Here is a 17,644-nt window from a genome sequence, read left to right on the forward strand (position 1 = left end):
ATGCATACAATATAATAGAAATGCATAACCTCACCGCCAAAGAATATGATGCCTATATAAGAGCGAAATTAATGGAAGATGCCGAGGAAATAGCTTTAGGAAGAACAGTGTGAAAAAGGGAAAGAAAGAAGCATAGAAATAGCAAAGAACTTGTGACTTAAAGATATAGATGTCAATATAATAGTAGATTCAACATGGCTCACTATAGAAGAAATAGAAGAGCTAAAAGCAAAAATAGAAAATTCTGAAACTAGTTGATTAATTATTTGCTCTTTAACTCTGCTAATTCTTTCTTGAGTTTTATTACTAAAGTTTGTAATTTTTCAAATTCTTCGCGAGTGACGTAATTACCTTTAAGTATTTTATCCTCAATTATGCCACAGCTTTTATCCGTTATACTATTTAAGGCTTTTTGTGCTACGCTGCTAGCTCCAACGGCTACTTTTAAAATATTATTTGTTTTCATAGTACCTCTATCGATAAAGCATGCAAGCCGTTATTAAATTCATCGGCAAGTAAGTTATTAATCGTGCGATGATTGGCAATTAGGCTTTGCCCCTGTAATGTTTCTGCAGAAATTCTTATTTTTATATGGCTGTGAATTCCGTTATAATGACTAGCATGTTTATAGCTTTCATCTATTATTTCTTGAAAATGTGGTTTTAACACACTTAATTTTTCTTGTATCCTTTCTATGCGGTTCATATTTTTATTTCATTTACAGTAAAAATGTCCTAATATTCTTAAGTATATAATTTTATGATACACATGGCAATGTCGGAATTAAGCACGAATTATAAAGATTTACAAGATGCGATAGATAAATTGGAAAAAGGCGTATGTTTTGCTTGTAGATTAGTTAATTATGATGAAATAGAATTTATAGAGCAGGGTAAGCATTTTATAATTGAAGATTTAGATCAAATCATTGAAGATGTAAGCAAAGAACTTAATATTTTTTCAAAGTTTAAGAAAATAAAGAAAGATAGAATATTATTTATCCTAAATACTACTGATTCTGACTTAATTAAAAATTTTGCTAGAAAATTATATTTATTTTTGCAGCTTTATATTAATGAACAGAAGCCGGCAATTTATATGAATTGTTATATTGCTAGTATTAAATTTCCAAAAAAAGGTAGTAATAATGCTACAGAAATTGAAAAAACATTAAATATGTTACTTTCACAAAATAATAATTATTATTACCGTGAATATAGCAGTACAGAACATGATTTGGAAAATATAAGAAAATCTAATCTTCAGCTTAACTTACTACGACAAGCCTTAGCAAAAAAGACTATGCGATTTGCTTATCAGCCTATAATAGATCGTAATACTATGAAGATTCATTATTATGAATGTCTGCTTCGTATACCTGACGAGAACGGTGTTTATATTTCCGTAGGTCCTATAATCCCTATTGCTGAAAATAAAGGATTAATTTTTATAATTGATCAAATTGTTTTAGAAATGACTGTTAATGAACTTGTCCGCAACCCAAACTTAATGTTAGCCGTTAATATTTCAAATATAGGAACAGGCGATGAAGCTTTATGGGAAATAGCAGAAAACTTATTAAAAGCTCATAATGTTCGGGATCGTTTAATTATTGAAATTACGGAAACTTCTTTCAATCAGCATTACGATAAAATAACTTTATTTATTAATAAACTACATAAGTACGGATGTAAATTTGCATTAGACGATTTTGGTGCGGGTTTTACTTCTTTTAAACAACTTCAAAGTTTACCAATTGATATTATCAAAATTGACGGTAAATATGTGCGTAGTATTACAAGTGATGTACAAAGTAGGTATTTCGTAGAAAGATTAATTAAAATTTCAGAAGATTTAGGTATTGCAACGGTAGCTGAATTCGTAGAAAACGGAGAAATAGCTAAATTTTTAATTGATCTAAAAGTCGATGGGCTACAAGGAAACTTCTATTCCGAAGCAAAATTTGATAGAGTGGATTAATGATTGTCATACTGAATCGGTTTTGTTGCATGGCTCTTGAAAAAGACTCCGATGTTATGCCGTGATTTGACCACGGTATCCATAAAAATAACTTTTAATATCAATGATTTTAATATTTTAAACTGGATACCGCGATCAAGTCGCGGTATGACACAGTTAGTACTTGACAATGTTACTTAAAACCTATATGCAGAACTCAATTTTAAATGATTAAACTTAAATGCTGTTACTTGAATTAAAAAAAACTAATCAAACCTTAGAAACTATACATTTTATAGGTATCGGCGGCGTTGGCATGAGCGGTATTGCCGAGATATTATATAATCTAGGTTATAAAGTACAAGGTTCCGATTTAGTAGAAAATTATAATACTAAAAGGCTTGAGTCATACGGTATTAAAATATTTTTAGGACACGCCGAGCAGAACATTACCAATGTGTCGTATGTTGTTATTTCATCGGCAATTAATCCAAAGAATCCTGAAATAAAAGAAGCTTTGGAGCGTAAAATTCCAATTATTAGACGTGCGGACATGCTTGCTGAACTTATGAGATTAAAATGTTCAGTAGCAGTTTCGGGATCGCACGGTAAAACCACTACTACTTCTTTAGTTGCTTGTTTATTTGAGGCAGCTGGTTTATGTCCTACGGTTATTAACGGTGGGATCATCAATAATAAATCGACTAATGCATATCTTGGTTCAAGTAATTATTTAATTGCGGAGGCCGATGAATCGGATGCAACGTTTATTCATATTCCATCAACTATTGCGATAATAACTAACATTGATCCTGAACATTTAGATTATTATAGAGATTTTGAAACATTAATTGGTGCTTTTAGAAGCTTTATTACTAATTTGCCGTTTTACGGTTTTGCCGTTTGTTGTATCGATCATAAAATAGTGCGTAAGTTAGTAGACGAGATTACTGAAAGGAAGATTGTGACTTATGGCATCGATTCGGAAGATGCTCATATTATAGCGTTTAATATTAACACTGATATTGCCTCCTCTACTTTTGACGTAAAAATTAGTCTACCAAATGTACTAGGTACAACGATTATTGAAAAAATTACTATTCCAACGCCCGGAAGACATAATATTTTAAATAGTCTTGCTGCAATTGCCGTTGGGATAGAATTAGATTTCGGTATTAAAGCTATTAAAAACGGTTTTAATAATTTTAAAGGAGTGAAGAGGCGATTTACTAAAGTAGCTGAATATAATAACGCTTCAATTATCGATGATTACGCTCATCACCCTGAGGAAATCAAAGCAACGCTTGCGACGGCTAAAAATATAGCAAATAAACAAAACGGTAAAGTTATTGCTATTTTTCAGCCTCACAGATATTCAAGAATGCAGTATTTATTTGATGATTTTATGCTTTGCTTTGCTGATGCCGATATACTCTATATTACCGATATATATGCTGCAGGTGAAAACCCTATAGAAGGAATTACAGGACGAAGTTTAGTTGATAAGATTACTAAGCGTAAACATCACGATAAAGCAAATTTTCTAGCAGAGCTAGATGATGCGGTTGGAGTTATTATAGATAATGCAGCTTCTGGTGATATGATAATTATGATGGGAGCAGGTAATATTTCAAGTTTTGCTAATGAATTAGATGGGAGATTGTCATCCCGTGGCTTTAGCTGTCATACTGTGGTTTGACTGGTATTGTTGTATAGCTCTTATGTCATTCCCGCGAAAGCGGGAATCCAGTTTTTTAAATAAATTATATAAAAATTTAGTATATAATTTTCTTTGTTTTTATCATTTTTTTCTGGATTCCCGCTTTTGCGGGAATGACATCTGTTCGTATAACATAGGGTCAAGTGCACTAGGGGACAAAAGAGTGAAGATAACAGTAAAGCGAATAGCAGGACTAAATATGTTAATTTTACCGATAGTAAAAGGCGAGTATAAAAAAGATTATAATTTAAAACACTTAACATGGTTTAAAGTAGGCGGTAATGCTGAAATTTTCTTTAAACCTTTAGATAGCGAAGATTTAAAAAGTTTCTTAATACAAAATAAGCAAAAATTACCTATAAAGACTTTTGGAGCAGGCTCAAATATTATTATCAGAGACGGCGGCATAGAAGGGGTCGTTATAAAACTTGGTCAGAATTTTAGTAATATTGAGTTTATAGATAATCATTTAATAGTAGGTAGCAGCTGCCTTAATTATAATTTAGCAAAATTTTGTCAAGCAAATGCTATTTCCGGTTTTGAGTTTTTAGTAGGTATTCCAGGGACTATCGGCGGCGGTGTTGCTATGAATGCCGGTGCTTACGGCTCTGAATTTAAAGATATTGTAGTGCAGATTGAAGCGATTGACTTTGCAGGAAACTTTTTAACATTCACAAATGAAGAAATCGGTTTTAAATATCGCAGTAATAATTTACCAAAGAATTTAATTATTCTCAAAGTTATTTTTAAAATAAATAAAGGCGATAGTGAAAATATATTATTACGGATGAATGAAATAAATAACGCAAGATCATCTACACAGCCTATTAAAGAGCGTACTGGCGGTAGTACTTTTGCAAATCCTGAAGGGTGTAAATCTTGGGAACTTATTGACAAAGCGGGGCTTAGAGGCTATAGAATAGGCGGTGCTTCGATGTCAGAACTTCATTGTAATTTTATGATAAATAATGGTGATGCTACCGCTAAGGATTTAGAAGATTTAGGTAATTTCGTCCAGCAGAAAGTATGTGAAGATAGCGGGGTTAAGTTAGAGTGGGAGATTAAGAGAATCGGACGTCATCCCTAATTAAAAATGGCGTTGTTGCAGCTAGTTTTATGTCATTCCCGCGAAGGCGGGAATCCAGTAAAACATATAAAAAACAAGTTTTTTATATGTTTATTTTATAATATGTAACTTCTATATCAATATTGAAGTTATTTTTCTGGATCCCCGCCTACGCGGGGATGACATCGAGTAGGTTTTTCGAGCTATGCAACAAGGCCACTTTTAGTTAGGAATTACAATGGATTTAATAAGAAAGGAAAAAACGTGCATAAATATCAAACACATTGGGTAGAACACTCTATAGTCAAAATATTAAGTAGTACCGGTAAAAAGCATATAGCATTAATGGCAGGCGGTATGTCTGCTGAGCGTGAAGTATCGTTAGTGTCAAGTGAAGGAGTTAGTAAAGCTTTAATTGAATTAGGATATAGAGTTACCTTTATTGATATGGGAGCGGATATTGCCGTTAGATTACAAGAAATAAAACCTGATATCGTGTTTAATTGCCTGCACGGTACATATGGTGAAGACGGTGGTTTACCAGGATTACTTAATATAATGCGGATTCCTTATACTCATAGCGGCGTGTTATCTTCAGCTTTAGCATTCGATAAAATACATTCTAGGATCTGGTTTTTAACGAATAATATTAATATGGCAGAAAGCATTGTTGTAAATAAAAGCGATAATATAAAAAATGATCCTATGAAACGACCGTACGTTATTAAGCCTCTTACGCAAGGTTCAAGTATTGGTGTTGAGGTGATATTTGCAGAAGACGATTTTAACTTTGCCGATTATGATTTTCCTTACGGTGATCAGGTAATAATAGAACAATATATAAAAGGGCGAGAATTGCAAGTAGCGGTATTAAACGGCAAAGCTCTTGGAGCTTTAGAGATTAAATTACTAAAGAATCGTTTCTATGATTATGAAACTAAATATACCGCAGGATTTGCTGATCATCTTTGTCCTGCTCCGCTACCTGCTAATTTATATGAGAAATTACTTATAGAATCAGAAAAAATTTATAAAACAATGAATTGTAAAGGTCCTGCTAGAGCAGAGTTTATTTTAGAAGAGCAGACAAACAAGTTATATGCTTTGGAGATAAATACTCACCCAGGTATGATGTCTTTATCAATAGTGCCGGAAATTGCAGCTTATGCAGGGATAAATTTTACTAACTTAATTGAAGAAATTATAAAGACGGCAAGCTTTGAATCATGAGAAAAAAAACAAGCTCCAATAAAAAAAAACAAACAAAAAAAACTAATAATATCTCATTACGCCGAAAATTAGGACTAATTTACCAAAAAGCAATATTAGGGCTTAAGATTGCTTTAATTATCTTTGTATGTCTATTTGTTTTTACAAAATATTTTGCCGGCATAAAAACCTACTTAACAACAAATATATACCAAACAACAACAAAACTTGGGTTTAAACTTGAGAATGTTATCATTGAAGGACAGCAAAATGTCGATGAGCCTACAATATTAAATGTTTTAAATGCGAATAAGGACAGTCCTATTTTTGCTCTTAAATTAGACGAAATTAGAAATAATTTAAAGAAAAATAAATGGATCAAGGAAGTATATGTCAGTAGAAGATTACCAAATACGGTATATATAAAATTATTTGAAAGAGAACCTATTGCTATTTGGCAAATTAATAATCAGCTTTTCTTAGTCGATGAAGAAGGTTACGAAATTAGTAAAAATATTCAACCTTTTCCTCATTTATTACATGTTGTAGGGGAAGGGGCGAATATCTATGCAGGTACATTAGTATTAGAGCTGCAGAAATATCCGGCATTAATGAATAAAACTTCAGCTGCTGTAAGACTCGGAGATAGAAGGTGGGATTTAAATCTTAAAGGTAATATAAGTATTAAGTTACCTGAAAAAGAGTTTGAAGAAGCATTAAAATATGTCGATGCACTAAATAAAGCTAATAAGCTATTTAACCAAAATTATAAGGTTTTGGATTTAAGGGATAAGAATAAGTATTATATAGAGAAGTACTGAGAATCGTCATTGCGAAGAGAAACGTAGTTTCGACGTGGTACTCTTGTCAAGCATCCTGAGCTTGCTTCGTCTCATTACTTTGTAATTCTTTGCGTAATGACGTTTTTGGAATAACAAGCATAAAAAAATGAAAGAGAAAATATCAAATTTTGTTACACTTGATTTAGGTAGTAGTAAGATTGCCGTAATTGCTGCCTATATTAGTAAAAAAGGTGAAATTAAAGTAGCTAGCCAAAATTTGCATCATTCTAAAGGTATTAAATCAGGAGTTATATCAGATTTAAAAAATGCTGAAACTAGCATTGTTTCAGCAATTTACGCACTTGAAAAAGATTGCGGTAAAAATATAAAAAAAGTTATATTATCGTTATCAGGTGCCGACACTAAATCTTATTATATTAATTATACCATTAAAGTTAACGGGCAAACCGTAACGCAGCAGGATATTAAAAAGTTACTACAAAAAGCATTACTTGAATTTAAAGTTAAAAACCAAGACATTATTCATTATTTTCCTCTTGAATTTACCCTTGATAATAATTCAGTCGAGAATCCTATAGGTATGTACGGTAGAGAACTTAGTTGTGAATTACATATTATTGCTGCTAGTTCAAATATGTTATCAAATATTGTACAATGCTTCGCTAAATGTCATGTTGAAGTCACAAATATTACTCTAGCAATTTATGCTTCTGCTATTAGCTGTCTTACGAATGATGAAAAAAATCTAGGTTCGCTTATCATCGACATGGGGGATAAAACTACCTCTTTCGGCATTTTTTTTGCCGGTAAATTAATATATACGGGGCATGTAAATATAGGTAGTTTTCATATTAGCTCGGATATTGCTAAAGTCTTTGGTATTGATCTTGTTACGGCAGAGAAATTAAAAATTTTATACGGTAATGCAATGATACCTTTATTTGAGAAAGATAGTATTATAAATATGGAGGATTTTCAGGTTGATACTCATCATACTTTAAATACTTCCATAACAATTTATAAATTGGCTGAGGTAATAAGAGCAAGAGCCGAAGAAATATTATCAATGGTAAAAGCCGAATATGATAAAGCAACAAAAGGGCAGGTTGAAGTTTTGAGAGTTGTAATTACCGGCGGCGGGTCTCAGCTTAGAGGACTTAAAGAGCTTTCAAATAAAATTTTTGAAAAACAGAGTAGAATCGGTAAACCGGAGATTATTGCCGGTTTTATAGAAGACTATAATCCGGCTATGTATTCAGCAACTATAGGAATGCTAAAAATTCATGCTCTAAAACAGCAAAAAGAATTTGCTCATATTAGACTTGATGCAAATAGTAGTTTCTTTAAAAAAGCTTTTGATTGGTTTAAAGAGAATATTTAGAGAGGCTGTCCGTGTTGGACTGGAAAATGCATTTAGTGTCATTCCCGCTTCCGTGGGAATGACATAAAATGATCCACGCAACAATACCTACTTGAATGAGGACTTGTATTTACGCGGGCAATATCATTTAGAAATATTTTGCTAAGAATTATTATTAGGTTTTTCTCTAGAACAAATTAGTACATTCCCTTTAACTTCGATAATAAAAAGTCGGTTGCCTGTTTTTGCATCGATTTCATTTGGCACAAGGTAAGCATTCATAATAGCACCGGACCATCTTACTTGTCCTATAGTATCAGAAGAAACTGTAGCACTATAAACCTCTACCGTTTTGCCTATCATATCCGAGTAATTTTGTGTTTTATCAGTTTTATTATAAACATATTTTTTAAGAGGATAATATAATATGCAAAACCAAATAAGTGATAATATACCAAAAAATGTTATTTGATTTGTTAAGTTAACTAGAGGGTAGTTATATACAACAAGAGTGTTTGATAACGCTCCAAGCCCAAAGAATAAGAATCCAATACTTGGAACTGTAAAGAATTCAACAACTATGCAAATTATACCTATTATTAACCATATTTCGGTGAGATAATTATTTATCATGAACATAAGTTTTTAAAAATAATATTACGTCAGCTATGTTTTGTGGTTTTGAGATACCGGCAAAGGACATTTTAGTTCCTGGTGCATAGTTACTTGGTTTATGTAAGAACGCAAATAAACTATCATCATCCCATACGCCGCCAAGTTTTGATAGAGCAGGGGAATATTTATAGTCTGCTATGCTCGCTTTTGGTCTGCCTGCTACATCCCAAAGATGCGGTCCTAGTTTATTTGGACCGTCTTTATCAAGAGAATGACACATTAAACATTTCTTGGCTATTTCACGACCGTTATCGGCGTTGGCAGTCTTCATTAATTCCGGTATATTTACCAGTGCTTGCTCTAGTGCGGTAGTATTTTGATTTGCTGATGATTCTTGAACCGCAATGCTGTAGCCGCGATGTTGTAACTCTAGAGTGGGCTTGTATAATATATTTGCAACAAATCCAACCATCATAGCAATTAAACTAGCAAATAAGATGGCTGCAACAATTTTATTTAATTCTTTTCCAGACATTTATTTTGTTTTTTTATTAGAATTTATACTATAATTTAAGTTGTAAGAGAAGTTAATTAAATAAATAAAAGAAAAGTTTATAAAAATATTTGTTCTTTGGAGAGAAAAATAAATGTCAAAAAAATCAAGGGTTAGAAAAATATTTAATAAGTTAAAATCTTATTGGACTAGTTTTAGACAAAGTAAAATCGGTAAAATATTATTTAGCAATACTTTAAGTTATGCAGTTTCCATAGCTTCTATAGCAATTACAGTTTCTGGACTTTTTACTCCTATATCACCGATAATTATAGCTGTAGCTGTTGTTTCAGGAGTTAGCTTAGGAATTCAAGCTGTAACTGAGACTTTGAAAGTGCATGATTTGTGTAAACTTCATAAAGAGAATAATTTATTAGTACATAACAGAAATGCTAAAAATCAGCAAGATTATATATTATCATTAGAACCGAGCTTAAAAGATATTTTGACAAATGAATTATATACGCCGCAAACGGCAGGTAAGGATGCTACTCAAGATAAGTATGAGTTAAATGTAAATAAATTGAAAAGTACAGGACGAATATTTGGCAATAATTTAGGTGGAGCCGCAAATTTGGCCGCTTCTATTATTAAAGGTGCGAGCGGTAATGTGCTTGATATATTAAAAGCTACGGGTTACGGTGTAGTTACGACCGCATCATTAATTATCGACGGTCTTACTGAAAAGGAAAAAATAGAAATAAAAGCAATATTTAAATTAAATATAAATGAAGAATATAAAAAACAAGATACTCCTATGTATAAAAATTTAGAACAATTAGAGAATTATACTAAGAATCAAGTATTGCAAACATTAGCTTTAAAAAAATTAATAATGGATAAGAATTATTGGAGTATGAATAAAGACCAAAAAATACAAAAATTTCGAGAAATAATAGGCAGTTTTAATTCTGAAATAAAAAGAAACGGTTTAGAAGAATTTTTTAGAGAAAATAAAATAACAATGGATAATAGCAAAGAGAGCTATGTTAAAGATATTAAAAATGTAATGAATCCATTTTATGAAAATCCTAGTAAAGCCGAAGGATATAGTCCTTTAACTAAAGCTATGGATCAAGATAAAGTTAATAATGCTGCAATAAAAAGGACAAAAAGTGAAAATTTAAAAAGGATGCAAAAAAGAAAGCGAAATTTAACAATATGAAATGATTATTATAACTCACTGCTAGTTACAAATTTGTAAGAGGTAGTATCGCTAAATATTCTATGCAATAGTTCATTATTAAGAGCATGGCTGGTTTTGTAGCCTTTAATTGCACTTACAATGCTAGTGCCGTTGGTATATAAATCACCGAATAAATCTAATAGTTTATGGCGAACAAATTCGTCTTCATAACGTAAGCCGTTTGGGTTTAAGATTTTATCCTGCTCATCTATTCCTATAGCATTCTCAAATGAGGCACCTTGGGCAAGCCCTTTGCTTTTCAAATAATCAACATCTCTTATAAAGCCAAAAGTTCTAGCATCCGCAATATTTTTAGTAAAAGATTCTTGATCCCTAAAACTTAGATTTTGTCTGCCTATAGCTTTACTACTAAAATCAATCGTTAAATCTACAGTCATGTGATCTGAAGGAGTACAATATAATTCACAATCTTTATGAACTACTTTTATATCTTTTAAAATTTTTAGATATTTTTTAGGAGCATTTTGTAATTTTTTTCCTGCACACTCAATCATAAACACAAAAGGTTTACTACTGCCGTCCATAATTGGTACTTCAGGACCGTCAATTTTAATAATTGCATTATCAATGCTGCATCCCCAAAGTGCTGCCATTAAATGTTCAATTGTTGAAATTTGAACTTTATGATCATTACTGATAGTGGTAGATAACAAGGTATCGGAAACATTGAAATAGCTAGCTTCAATATAATTATTTTCAGAAGATATATCGGTTCTAATGAATATAATTCCGGTATTTTCTTTAGCGGGTTCTATAGTTAACTGGGTACGTTTTCCTGAGTGGACCCCGATTCCGTAACAACTAACCGGTTTTAATAATGTACTTTGCTGCATTTTAGGCATTGTAAAAATATATTTAAATATTAATATTTAATGCCAAATTATACAAGTTATATTATGTTACAGAATATTACACATATACTCGATGAACTTCAAAATTGGCTGTGTCATCCTACCAGAGTTGTGATATTTACGTATTAAGTATACGCGCCGCTCCTCACCTTGTGGATTCCTTGCTCTTTTTGAAGTTGAGCTTCGTCTATGTTTAGTATAAGACTTCTTACATCACTTGCTAATAAGGAGAAATTTGCAGGAGACACGGAACGCAGAACCGCAGCGTACACCGCAAGTAACGTGAGGATTCGAGTACCGGATCGACGTACAAATTACCTTTATTAGCAAGTGATGTAAGAAGTCTTATTAAAATCTATATAATGTATACTTAATAAAATACCAAAAATGATAAGCTACAAAACTACCGACTACGGCAAAAACAGAAAATAAGAAATCACTGCCGTTAATAGTGCCGTAAGGTACATGAGATGATAAAGCTCCGGCATATGTACCGATGCTGCACATTGAAAAATACGCAAATAAAGCTGTTCTAAGTTCGTAATCCCTAAATTTATCAATTAGTATTAAAATATTGCAAATATAAATGGATCCTAAACAACTACCGATTAGTATTATATATAATATATTAAGGTTTTTATTAGTTCCATGAAGCGGTAGTAAAATAAAGCAGACGAGCAGAATTATAGTTAGTGATAAATTAGCCAAATATTTATTTACTTTGCTTAATATATAGCATATAGGAATTATAGAAAAACATATTGCTAGAAAAATATATTTTAGTATAAGTCTTAAATTAATTAATACTAATTCTTTCTTTAATGCAAAAGCTTCATAATACCATAATATATCCAAGGTGACATAAGCAACTACGAAGCCTGTCAATAATTGTAATTCGACATTTTTTATTAAGGATGAAAATTTGGAATTTAAATTTAATTTATGAGATGTAGGATTATAATGCAGAAATTCGGTTAGTATATTGATACAATATAACAATGCACAAATTACTATAGTATTATTTGTCGGTGTTATAAATGGATTTAATAAATCTACCATTAAGTTTCCACCCGCCCATAACAACATTATACAAGCTAAAAAAAAATATTTCTTTTCTTTGCTACTTTCAATAATGTCTAATGTTATAGAAGTGAAATATGAAAACGTTCCAAAATTAATTACAATAAAATTAATTTTAATTAGAGTATAATTATTTAATAAAATTAGGTTTATTGTACAAATAATTAATAAAGATAAGCTAATTAAAATAATTTTTTTATTACTTAACTTATTAATTAACTGTGTTAAGGCAAAGCCTGCGATTATCGAACCTATAAATTTAGTTTGATTGATATGATTTATTTGTTCTCCGCCTAGATTTTTATTTAGCAGTAAAAAGATTTTAAAATTATAAAAATTTATAGCATTGATACAGGAAAAAATAAATATTCCCAAAAGTGAGAAAAAAATAGTTTTGTAATCGTTTTTTAAAGTCATAAATTAAGTGTTTGCTAAACATCAATACATGGTATATAACTCATAATTATAATGATTAAGATTATTATCTTAAAAATTAAAGAGATTCATAATTCCATTATTTTAAGTATATATGGATAGTTATTATATTATCAGCTTTTAATCAAGTATGGTAGTCTTATTTGTAATTTGTATATAATTATTGTTGAATTTTAAAAAAATTAATGAATTAAATAATATGAAAATATTTTAATGTAAGAAAAATAATAATATATTTTTTAGTATTTTAAAGAGGTGTTATTTGAAGTTTATCTAGAATTTCATTTTTGCTCTTTACTCATAGATAAATTATCTATTTAAATAAATTAATACAAGATAAACAATGATTTTTCTTAAGATACAAGCATTATATTAATTATTTGTTCTTCAAGTTAGTGAGCAAGATAAATGAATAAAAAGATTATAATTGATGCTAATTTTCCAAGCGAAACAAGAGTAGTTTTATTAGGACAAAGCAACAATATAGAAGATATTGAATTTCAAACAACCGTAAGACAACAAAATAAAGGTAACATTTATTTAGCAAAAGTTACAAGAATAGAACCGTCGCTACAAGCTGTTTTTATAGAGTACGGAATGGATAAAAGCGGTTTTTTACCGTTTAGTGAAATCCATCCTAACTATTACAATTTGCCTACCTCGGAGAGAAATTTTCCGGTTAATGCTTTTCCTGAAATAGCTCTTTCAAATATTACGGTTGAGGATGATAAAGAGAAACCAGCTGCTATATATGATGCTTTGGTTGATAGTGAAGAAATTGACCTAAAAACCATAGAAGATTTAGTAGAGAGTAAATTCCAGTCAGAACTTAATTTAGAAGCGGCTGATGATATTGAAATGATTCAAAGCGGTACCCCTGAGTCAAATATTCCGCAATATAAACAATATAAAGTTCAAGAAGTAATAAGAAAAAACCAAATATTATTAGTGCAGGTTACTAAGGAAGAACGAGGAAGTAAGTGCGCCGCTTTTACTACTTATATATCCTTGGCTGGTAAATATTGTGTTTTAATGCCTAATAAAGGTTCGCAAAACGGTATATCGCGTAAAATATCAAACGGGGAAGAAAGAAAAAGACTGAAAGATATTTTAAATAAAATAGTAAGCGGTGACAAAAATGCTTATAGCGTCATTGTTAGAACCGCAGGTAGAGGAAGTAGCACCTTAGATTTAAAGAAAGACTATAATTATTTAGCAAGGTTATGGAATAAAATTCGTAAAAGTACTATTAAATTTCCGGCTCCGTGTTTTATTCATGAGGAAGATGGTATAATACGTAAAACCATACGTGATATGTGCGATCACAATGTTAAAGAGGTGGTAATTCAAGGACAAGAGGGTTATGAAGACGCTTCAAAATTTATGCAGGATTTATTACCTTCAGAGCTTGTAAAGCTGAAAGAGCATAAAAGTAAAACTCCTATATTTACTAAGTTTCAAGTAGAAGAGCAATTAGTTAAATTATATCAGCCTGTAGTGACGTTACCTTCAGGAGGATATATCGTTATTAATCCTACGGAAGCTCTTATTGCAATTGATGTAAATTCCGGTAAATCAACTTCTGAACAAAATATTGAAGAAACGGCACTAAAAACTAATTTAGAAGCAGCCCAAGAAGTAGCAAAGCAAGTAAAGCTTAGAGATCTATCAGGTTTGATAGTTGTTGATTTTATAGACATGAGCGAAGCTAAGAATCGTAAAATTATTGAACGATCCTTTAAAGAGTTTTTAAGTCGTGATCGTGCTCGTATACAAACCGGTAATATTAGTCAGTTTGGACTACTTGAATTCTCAAGGCAGAGATTACGTTCTTCTTTCTTAGAAACTAATTCGGCAATTTGTTCTCATTGTAACGGTAAAGGAGTCATTAGAGCAAGTGACGCTAATGCTATGTTAATTTTACGTACTATAGAGAATGAAATTTTTGAAGAAAGAATTGATGTAATAAATGTTTTTACCAATATCGTTTCAGTTATTTATCTACTTAATAATAAACGTGCTGAGATAAAATTTATTGAAGAAAAATATAATATAAAACTTAATTTTTATTCCGATCCTCATGCTACATCAGATAGTTATTCGATTGAAAAAGTGAAGTTGTTCAAGAAAAATAACAATAATTTTAATTCTGTTAAGCCGGTAATTCAGAATCATAATTCCGATTATACTGAAGAAGAGCTGAAAAAAGAACAGTTACGCAAAAATAAACATAAATGGAAAACAGCTAATAATAGTAATAATGTTGCTAATGAAGTAAAAGATAAGAGTTTAGAGGCAGAAGAATCGGTGGAGCAAACCGTAAGCGTTGTGGAAGAGGTGAAAGTTGTAGAAAGTAATGCCGGCTTAGAAGAAGCACAAGCTGCTCCAAAAAAGACAAAACGTAGATATCGTAATAAAACATCAAATAAGAAATGTCCTTCTAATACCGTCGAAGATACGGAAAAGAATGCAGAGTCTTGATTTGAGGGCTATAATAATGTCATTCCTGCGAAAGCAGGAATCCAGTAATCCTTAATGTCACCCCGTGGGCTTGACCACGGGGTCCATAAAAATAATAAAAAATACTAATAATATTAGTATTTTTAGCTGGATCCCGCGATCAAGTCGCGGGATGAACCTATCCACGCCACAAGGCCTACACGGGGATGACATAGCAATGCTGTAATGACGCGATAAAAAACATAAACTTAAAATAAAAGTGCAGAAAAGTTTAATTACAAAATGGTTGTGTATAAATTGTATAATGGTCATAGCGACGATTGTTATAGGGGGGATAACAAGGCTTACCGGTTCTGGTTTATCTATAGTTGAGTGGCGTCCGGTAACCGGTATTTTGCCGCCTTTTAGTTTTGAAAGCTGGCAATCGGAATTTGCTAAATATAAAGCTTTTCCTGAATATAACTCCGTTAATTACGGAATTACTTTATCACAGTTTAAGTTTATTTATCTGTTAGAGTTTATACATCGATTACTCGGTAGAATTACAGCTTTAATATATATTGTACCTGTAATATATTTTTATTTTAAAGATGTTATAAAAAATCGTGACATGTTACCTTATATAATTGCTTTGTTGTTATTTTGCGTACAAGGCTTTATAGGGTGGTATATGGTTAAAAGCGGCTTGTTGAATAGCCCGTATGTTAGTCATTTTCGACTTGCTTTTCATTTAATTATCGCCGTAATTATTTATCACATACTTTTTTATCAACTAATAAAAAATCGTTGTGATATTTTGTTAATCCCGTCACAAACAGATTTTAAATTACCATTAATATTTTCCGGTATTGCTATTACTGTAGTATATGTGCAAATTTTTTTAGGTGCTTTAGTTGCAGGGCTTGATGCAGGGCTGATATATAATAGTTTTCCGCTAATGGATGATAGATTTATCCCGATGGAGATAAAAGATAATTTCTTTGATCTTAAAAATTGGTATGATCCGGTTTTTATACAATTCATACATCGTTTAGTCGGCTATAGCGTATTTTTGGTTGTTGTAGTTTTGATAATTTGCTTATTAAAAATAGAGCATCCGAAATTAAATAAGATAGCGTATTTTCTAATGATTGCATTATTTATGCAGGTATCTACCGGCATCATTACTCTTTTATACTCTGTACCTATAATAATTGCCTCTATACATCAGCTTTTTGCTATAATCCTGTTATCTGTAATAATTTGGTGCTATTTTTTAATAAAAAGTTTCTAATTTATTAAAAATATGATCATCGATGTCAATACTCCTATTTCTTCTAGATTAGATAAATATTTAAAACGTCTATATCCCTTATTGACTCAAGGAGTAATAGAGAAAGCATTACGTCAAAAACAAATTACCGTTAATTCTCAGAAAGCAGAAGCGAGTTTAAGCGTAAAGGGCGGCGATAAAATTTTTATTAACGATAAGTTTAATTTACCTGTTAAGCAACCTGAAAAATTAGTTTTTACCGACGCTGAAATTAAGCTAGCGAAGAAAATTACTACCGATTATTTGATATATGCAGATGATAATTTAATAGCTATAAATAAACCTGCAGGTCTTGCTACTCAAGGCGGCACTAAAATAAATTTATCTATTGACTCTGCATTAAAATATTTGAATTATAAAGGTACTGATTTTAAGCTAGTACATAGATTAGATAAAAAAACAAGCGGTTTGCTCTTAATAGCCAAAAATTATTTAAGTAGTGTAAAACTTCATGATGCTTTTAAAGAAAAATTGGTTGTAAAAACATATTTTGCCGTAACCTATGGGAAGCCAATTAAAAATGTAGGCGAAGTTAGAAGTAATATAGAAAAAAGTAAAGGAAGTACACCTAAAATTACTGATATTGATAGTGAAAATGGTAAACTTGCCATTACTTATTATAAAGTACTTAAATCACTTGATAATAACTTATTTTTAATTGAATTTACGCCGGTTACAGGTAGAATGCATCAATTAAGGTTGCATGCTAAATTATTAGGTTGTCCGATACTTGGAGATGATAAATATGGTAATAAAGCAATAATGCCGTATAGTAAATATATGTTCTTGCATGCTCATAATATATGTTTATCTGAAAAAATTTTTGGTCAAGAGATTAAGTTAGAAGCAAAATTACCGTTTTATTTTACTAGACGTCTTACATAAATTGCTTCTAAAGGTAATTTGTACGTCGATCCGGTACTCGAATCCTCATGTCAAGTGTACGCTGTGGTTCTGCGTTCCGTGTCTCCTTCAAATTTCTTTTTATTAGCTGCGTTATGTAAGACGTCTATT

At 31.1% G+C, this 17,644-nt stretch carries 16 protein-coding genes and 2 pseudogenes; 11 read left to right on the top strand and 7 right to left on the bottom strand.

All coding sequences use genetic code 11. The features are described 5' to 3' along the window. Window positions 1–262: 262 nt before the first annotated feature. Together BTU51_RS01895 and BTU51_RS01900 are read right to left on the bottom strand one after the other, a co-directional pair. On the bottom strand, window positions 263–466 hold the full coding sequence (locus BTU51_RS01895; RefSeq protein ID WP_004996338.1) for a hypothetical protein: 204 nt from the start codon (window positions 464–466) through the stop codon (window positions 263–265). After that, window positions 463–705, bottom strand: a complete 243-nt coding sequence (locus BTU51_RS01900; protein ID WP_012262281.1) for a BolA family protein — start codon at window positions 703–705, stop codon at window positions 463–465. The genes BTU51_RS01895 and BTU51_RS01900 overlap by 4 nt, the downstream gene beginning before the upstream one ends. Before the next feature lie 54 nt (window positions 706–759). Here BTU51_RS01900 and BTU51_RS01905 point away from each other — a divergent pair, with 54 nt between their 5' ends. From BTU51_RS01905 to ftsA, 6 genes are all read left to right on the top strand, one after another. Beyond that, entirely contained in the window at window positions 760–1,980 is a 1,221-nt protein-coding gene (locus tag BTU51_RS01905; protein ID WP_012262282.1) for an EAL domain-containing protein, read from the top strand. A gap of 220 nt (window positions 1,981–2,200) precedes the next feature. Then, window positions 2,201–3,658, top strand: a complete 1,458-nt coding sequence (gene murC, locus BTU51_RS01910; protein ID WP_012150546.1) for a UDP-N-acetylmuramate--L-alanine ligase — start codon at window positions 2,201–2,203, stop codon at window positions 3,656–3,658. 220 nt (window positions 3,659–3,878) lie between these two features. Continuing rightward, window positions 3,879–4,766: a UDP-N-acetylmuramate dehydrogenase gene (murB, locus tag BTU51_RS01915; RefSeq protein ID WP_012150547.1), complete on the top strand. Its 888-nt coding sequence runs from the start codon at window positions 3,879–3,881 to the stop codon at window positions 4,764–4,766. Window positions 4,767–5,009: 243 nt separating this feature from the next. Then, entirely contained in the window at window positions 5,010–5,975 is a 966-nt protein-coding gene (locus BTU51_RS01920; protein ID WP_012150548.1) for a D-alanine--D-alanine ligase, read from the top strand. After that, window positions 5,972–6,775, top strand: coding sequence for a cell division protein FtsQ/DivIB (locus BTU51_RS01925; protein WP_012150549.1), 804 nt, complete (start codon window positions 5,972–5,974; stop codon window positions 6,773–6,775). The genes BTU51_RS01920 and BTU51_RS01925 overlap by 4 nt, the downstream gene beginning before the upstream one ends. 127 nt (window positions 6,776–6,902) lie before the next feature. Further along, complete coding sequence (ftsA, locus tag BTU51_RS01930; RefSeq protein ID WP_012150550.1) at window positions 6,903–8,138, top strand: cell division protein FtsA; 1,236 nt, start codon at window positions 6,903–6,905, stop codon at window positions 8,136–8,138. Between the two features lie 141 nt (window positions 8,139–8,279). Here ftsA and BTU51_RS01935 read toward each other — a convergent pair whose 3' ends face one another. Together BTU51_RS01935 and BTU51_RS01940 are read right to left on the bottom strand one after the other, a co-directional pair. Then, window positions 8,280–8,756 carry an NfeD family protein gene (locus tag BTU51_RS01935; RefSeq protein WP_012262283.1) on the bottom strand — a complete coding sequence of 159 codons (477 nt, stop codon included), beginning with the start codon at window positions 8,754–8,756 and terminating at the stop codon, window positions 8,280–8,282. Next, window positions 8,740–9,267: a c-type cytochrome gene (locus tag BTU51_RS01940; protein WP_012150552.1), complete on the bottom strand. Its 528-nt coding sequence runs from the start codon at window positions 9,265–9,267 to the stop codon at window positions 8,740–8,742. The genes BTU51_RS01935 and BTU51_RS01940 overlap by 17 nt, the downstream gene beginning before the upstream one ends. 112 nt (window positions 9,268–9,379) lie before the next feature. On the opposite strand from BTU51_RS01940, the gene BTU51_RS01945 reads away from it, so the two are divergent. Continuing rightward, window positions 9,380–10,450, top strand: a complete 1,071-nt coding sequence (locus tag BTU51_RS01945) for a hypothetical protein (RefSeq protein ID WP_012262284.1) — start codon at window positions 9,380–9,382, stop codon at window positions 10,448–10,450. Between the two features lie 8 nt (window positions 10,451–10,458). On the opposite strand, the gene lpxC is transcribed toward BTU51_RS01945, so the two are convergent. Then, a complete protein-coding gene (lpxC, locus tag BTU51_RS01950) occupies window positions 10,459–11,325 on the bottom strand; it encodes a UDP-3-O-acyl-N-acetylglucosamine deacetylase (RefSeq protein WP_012719516.1) in 867 nt (288 codons plus the stop codon). A 207-nt stretch (window positions 11,326–11,532) separates the two neighbouring features. On the opposite strand from lpxC, the pseudogene BTU51_RS09880 reads away from it, so the two are divergent. Further along, window positions 11,533–11,699, top strand: a pseudogene (locus tag BTU51_RS09880) (palindromic element RPE1 domain-containing protein); the annotation flags it as partial. Here the strand turns inward: BTU51_RS09880 and BTU51_RS01955 are convergent. Continuing rightward, a complete protein-coding gene (locus BTU51_RS01955; protein ID WP_012150555.1) occupies window positions 11,692–12,840 on the bottom strand; it encodes an MFS transporter in 1,149 nt (382 codons plus the stop codon). The pseudogene BTU51_RS09880 and the gene BTU51_RS01955 overlap by 8 nt on opposite strands. Window positions 12,841–13,266: 426 nt before the next feature. Here BTU51_RS01955 and BTU51_RS01960 point away from each other — a divergent pair, with 426 nt between their 5' ends. The 3 genes from BTU51_RS01960 (at window position 13,267) to BTU51_RS01970 (ending at window position 17,515) form a co-directional block, all read left to right on the top strand. After that, window positions 13,267–15,339, top strand: a complete 2,073-nt coding sequence (locus BTU51_RS01960) for an Rne/Rng family ribonuclease (RefSeq protein ID WP_012150556.1) — start codon at window positions 13,267–13,269, stop codon at window positions 15,337–15,339. Window positions 15,340–15,577: 238 nt separating this feature from the next. After that, window positions 15,578–16,591: a COX15/CtaA family protein gene (locus tag BTU51_RS01965; protein ID WP_012262286.1), complete on the top strand. Its 1,014-nt coding sequence runs from the start codon at window positions 15,578–15,580 to the stop codon at window positions 16,589–16,591. A 12-nt stretch (window positions 16,592–16,603) separates the two neighbouring features. Next, window positions 16,604–17,515, top strand: coding sequence for an RluA family pseudouridine synthase (locus BTU51_RS01970; RefSeq protein ID WP_012150558.1), 912 nt, complete (start codon window positions 16,604–16,606; stop codon window positions 17,513–17,515). Here BTU51_RS01970 and BTU51_RS09050 read toward each other — a convergent pair. Then, window positions 17,497–17,625 (bottom strand): annotated as a pseudogene (locus BTU51_RS09050) (palindromic element RPE1 domain-containing protein); the annotation flags it as partial. The gene BTU51_RS01970 and the pseudogene BTU51_RS09050 sit on opposite strands and share 19 nt — an antisense overlap. Window positions 17,626–17,644: the final 19 nt, after the last annotated feature.

The sequence above is a fragment of the Rickettsia rickettsii genome, assembly GCF_001951015.1.
Classification (GTDB): Bacteria; Pseudomonadota; Alphaproteobacteria; order Rickettsiales; family Rickettsiaceae; genus Rickettsia; species Rickettsia rickettsii.

What these genes read in the sequence shown, in the direction of transcription:
- BTU51_RS01895 (WP_004996338.1), bottom strand. Translation starts at nt 466, where the DNA reads ATGAAAACAAATAATATTTTAAAAGTAGCCGTTGGAGCTAGCAGCGTA.
- BTU51_RS01900 (WP_012262281.1), bottom strand. Translation starts at nt 705, where the DNA reads ATGAACCGCATAGAAAGGATACAAGAAAAATTAAGTGTGTTAAAACCA.
- BTU51_RS01905 (WP_012262282.1), top strand. Translation starts at nt 760, where the DNA reads ATGATACACATGGCAATGTCGGAATTAAGCACGAATTATAAAGATTTA.
- murC (WP_012150546.1), top strand. Translation starts at nt 2,201, where the DNA reads ATGCTGTTACTTGAATTAAAAAAAACTAATCAAACCTTAGAAACTATA.
- murB (WP_012150547.1), top strand. Translation starts at nt 3,879, where the DNA reads ATGTTAATTTTACCGATAGTAAAAGGCGAGTATAAAAAAGATTATAAT.
- BTU51_RS01925 (WP_012150549.1), top strand. Translation starts at nt 5,972, where the DNA reads ATGAGAAAAAAAACAAGCTCCAATAAAAAAAAACAAACAAAAAAAACT.
- ftsA (WP_012150550.1), top strand. Translation starts at nt 6,903, where the DNA reads ATGAAAGAGAAAATATCAAATTTTGTTACACTTGATTTAGGTAGTAGT.
- BTU51_RS01935 (WP_012262283.1), bottom strand. Translation starts at nt 8,756, where the DNA reads ATGTTCATGATAAATAATTATCTCACCGAAATATGGTTAATAATAGGT.
- BTU51_RS01940 (WP_012150552.1), bottom strand. Translation starts at nt 9,267, where the DNA reads ATGTCTGGAAAAGAATTAAATAAAATTGTTGCAGCCATCTTATTTGCT.
- BTU51_RS01945 (WP_012262284.1), top strand. Translation starts at nt 9,380, where the DNA reads ATGTCAAAAAAATCAAGGGTTAGAAAAATATTTAATAAGTTAAAATCT.
- lpxC (WP_012719516.1), bottom strand. Translation starts at nt 11,325, where the DNA reads ATGCAGCAAAGTACATTATTAAAACCGGTTAGTTGTTACGGAATCGGG.
- BTU51_RS01955 (WP_012150555.1), bottom strand. Translation starts at nt 12,840, where the DNA reads ATGACTTTAAAAAACGATTACAAAACTATTTTTTTCTCACTTTTGGGA.
- BTU51_RS01960 (WP_012150556.1), top strand. Translation starts at nt 13,267, where the DNA reads ATGAATAAAAAGATTATAATTGATGCTAATTTTCCAAGCGAAACAAGA.
- BTU51_RS01970 (WP_012150558.1), top strand. Translation starts at nt 16,604, where the DNA reads ATGATCATCGATGTCAATACTCCTATTTCTTCTAGATTAGATAAATAT.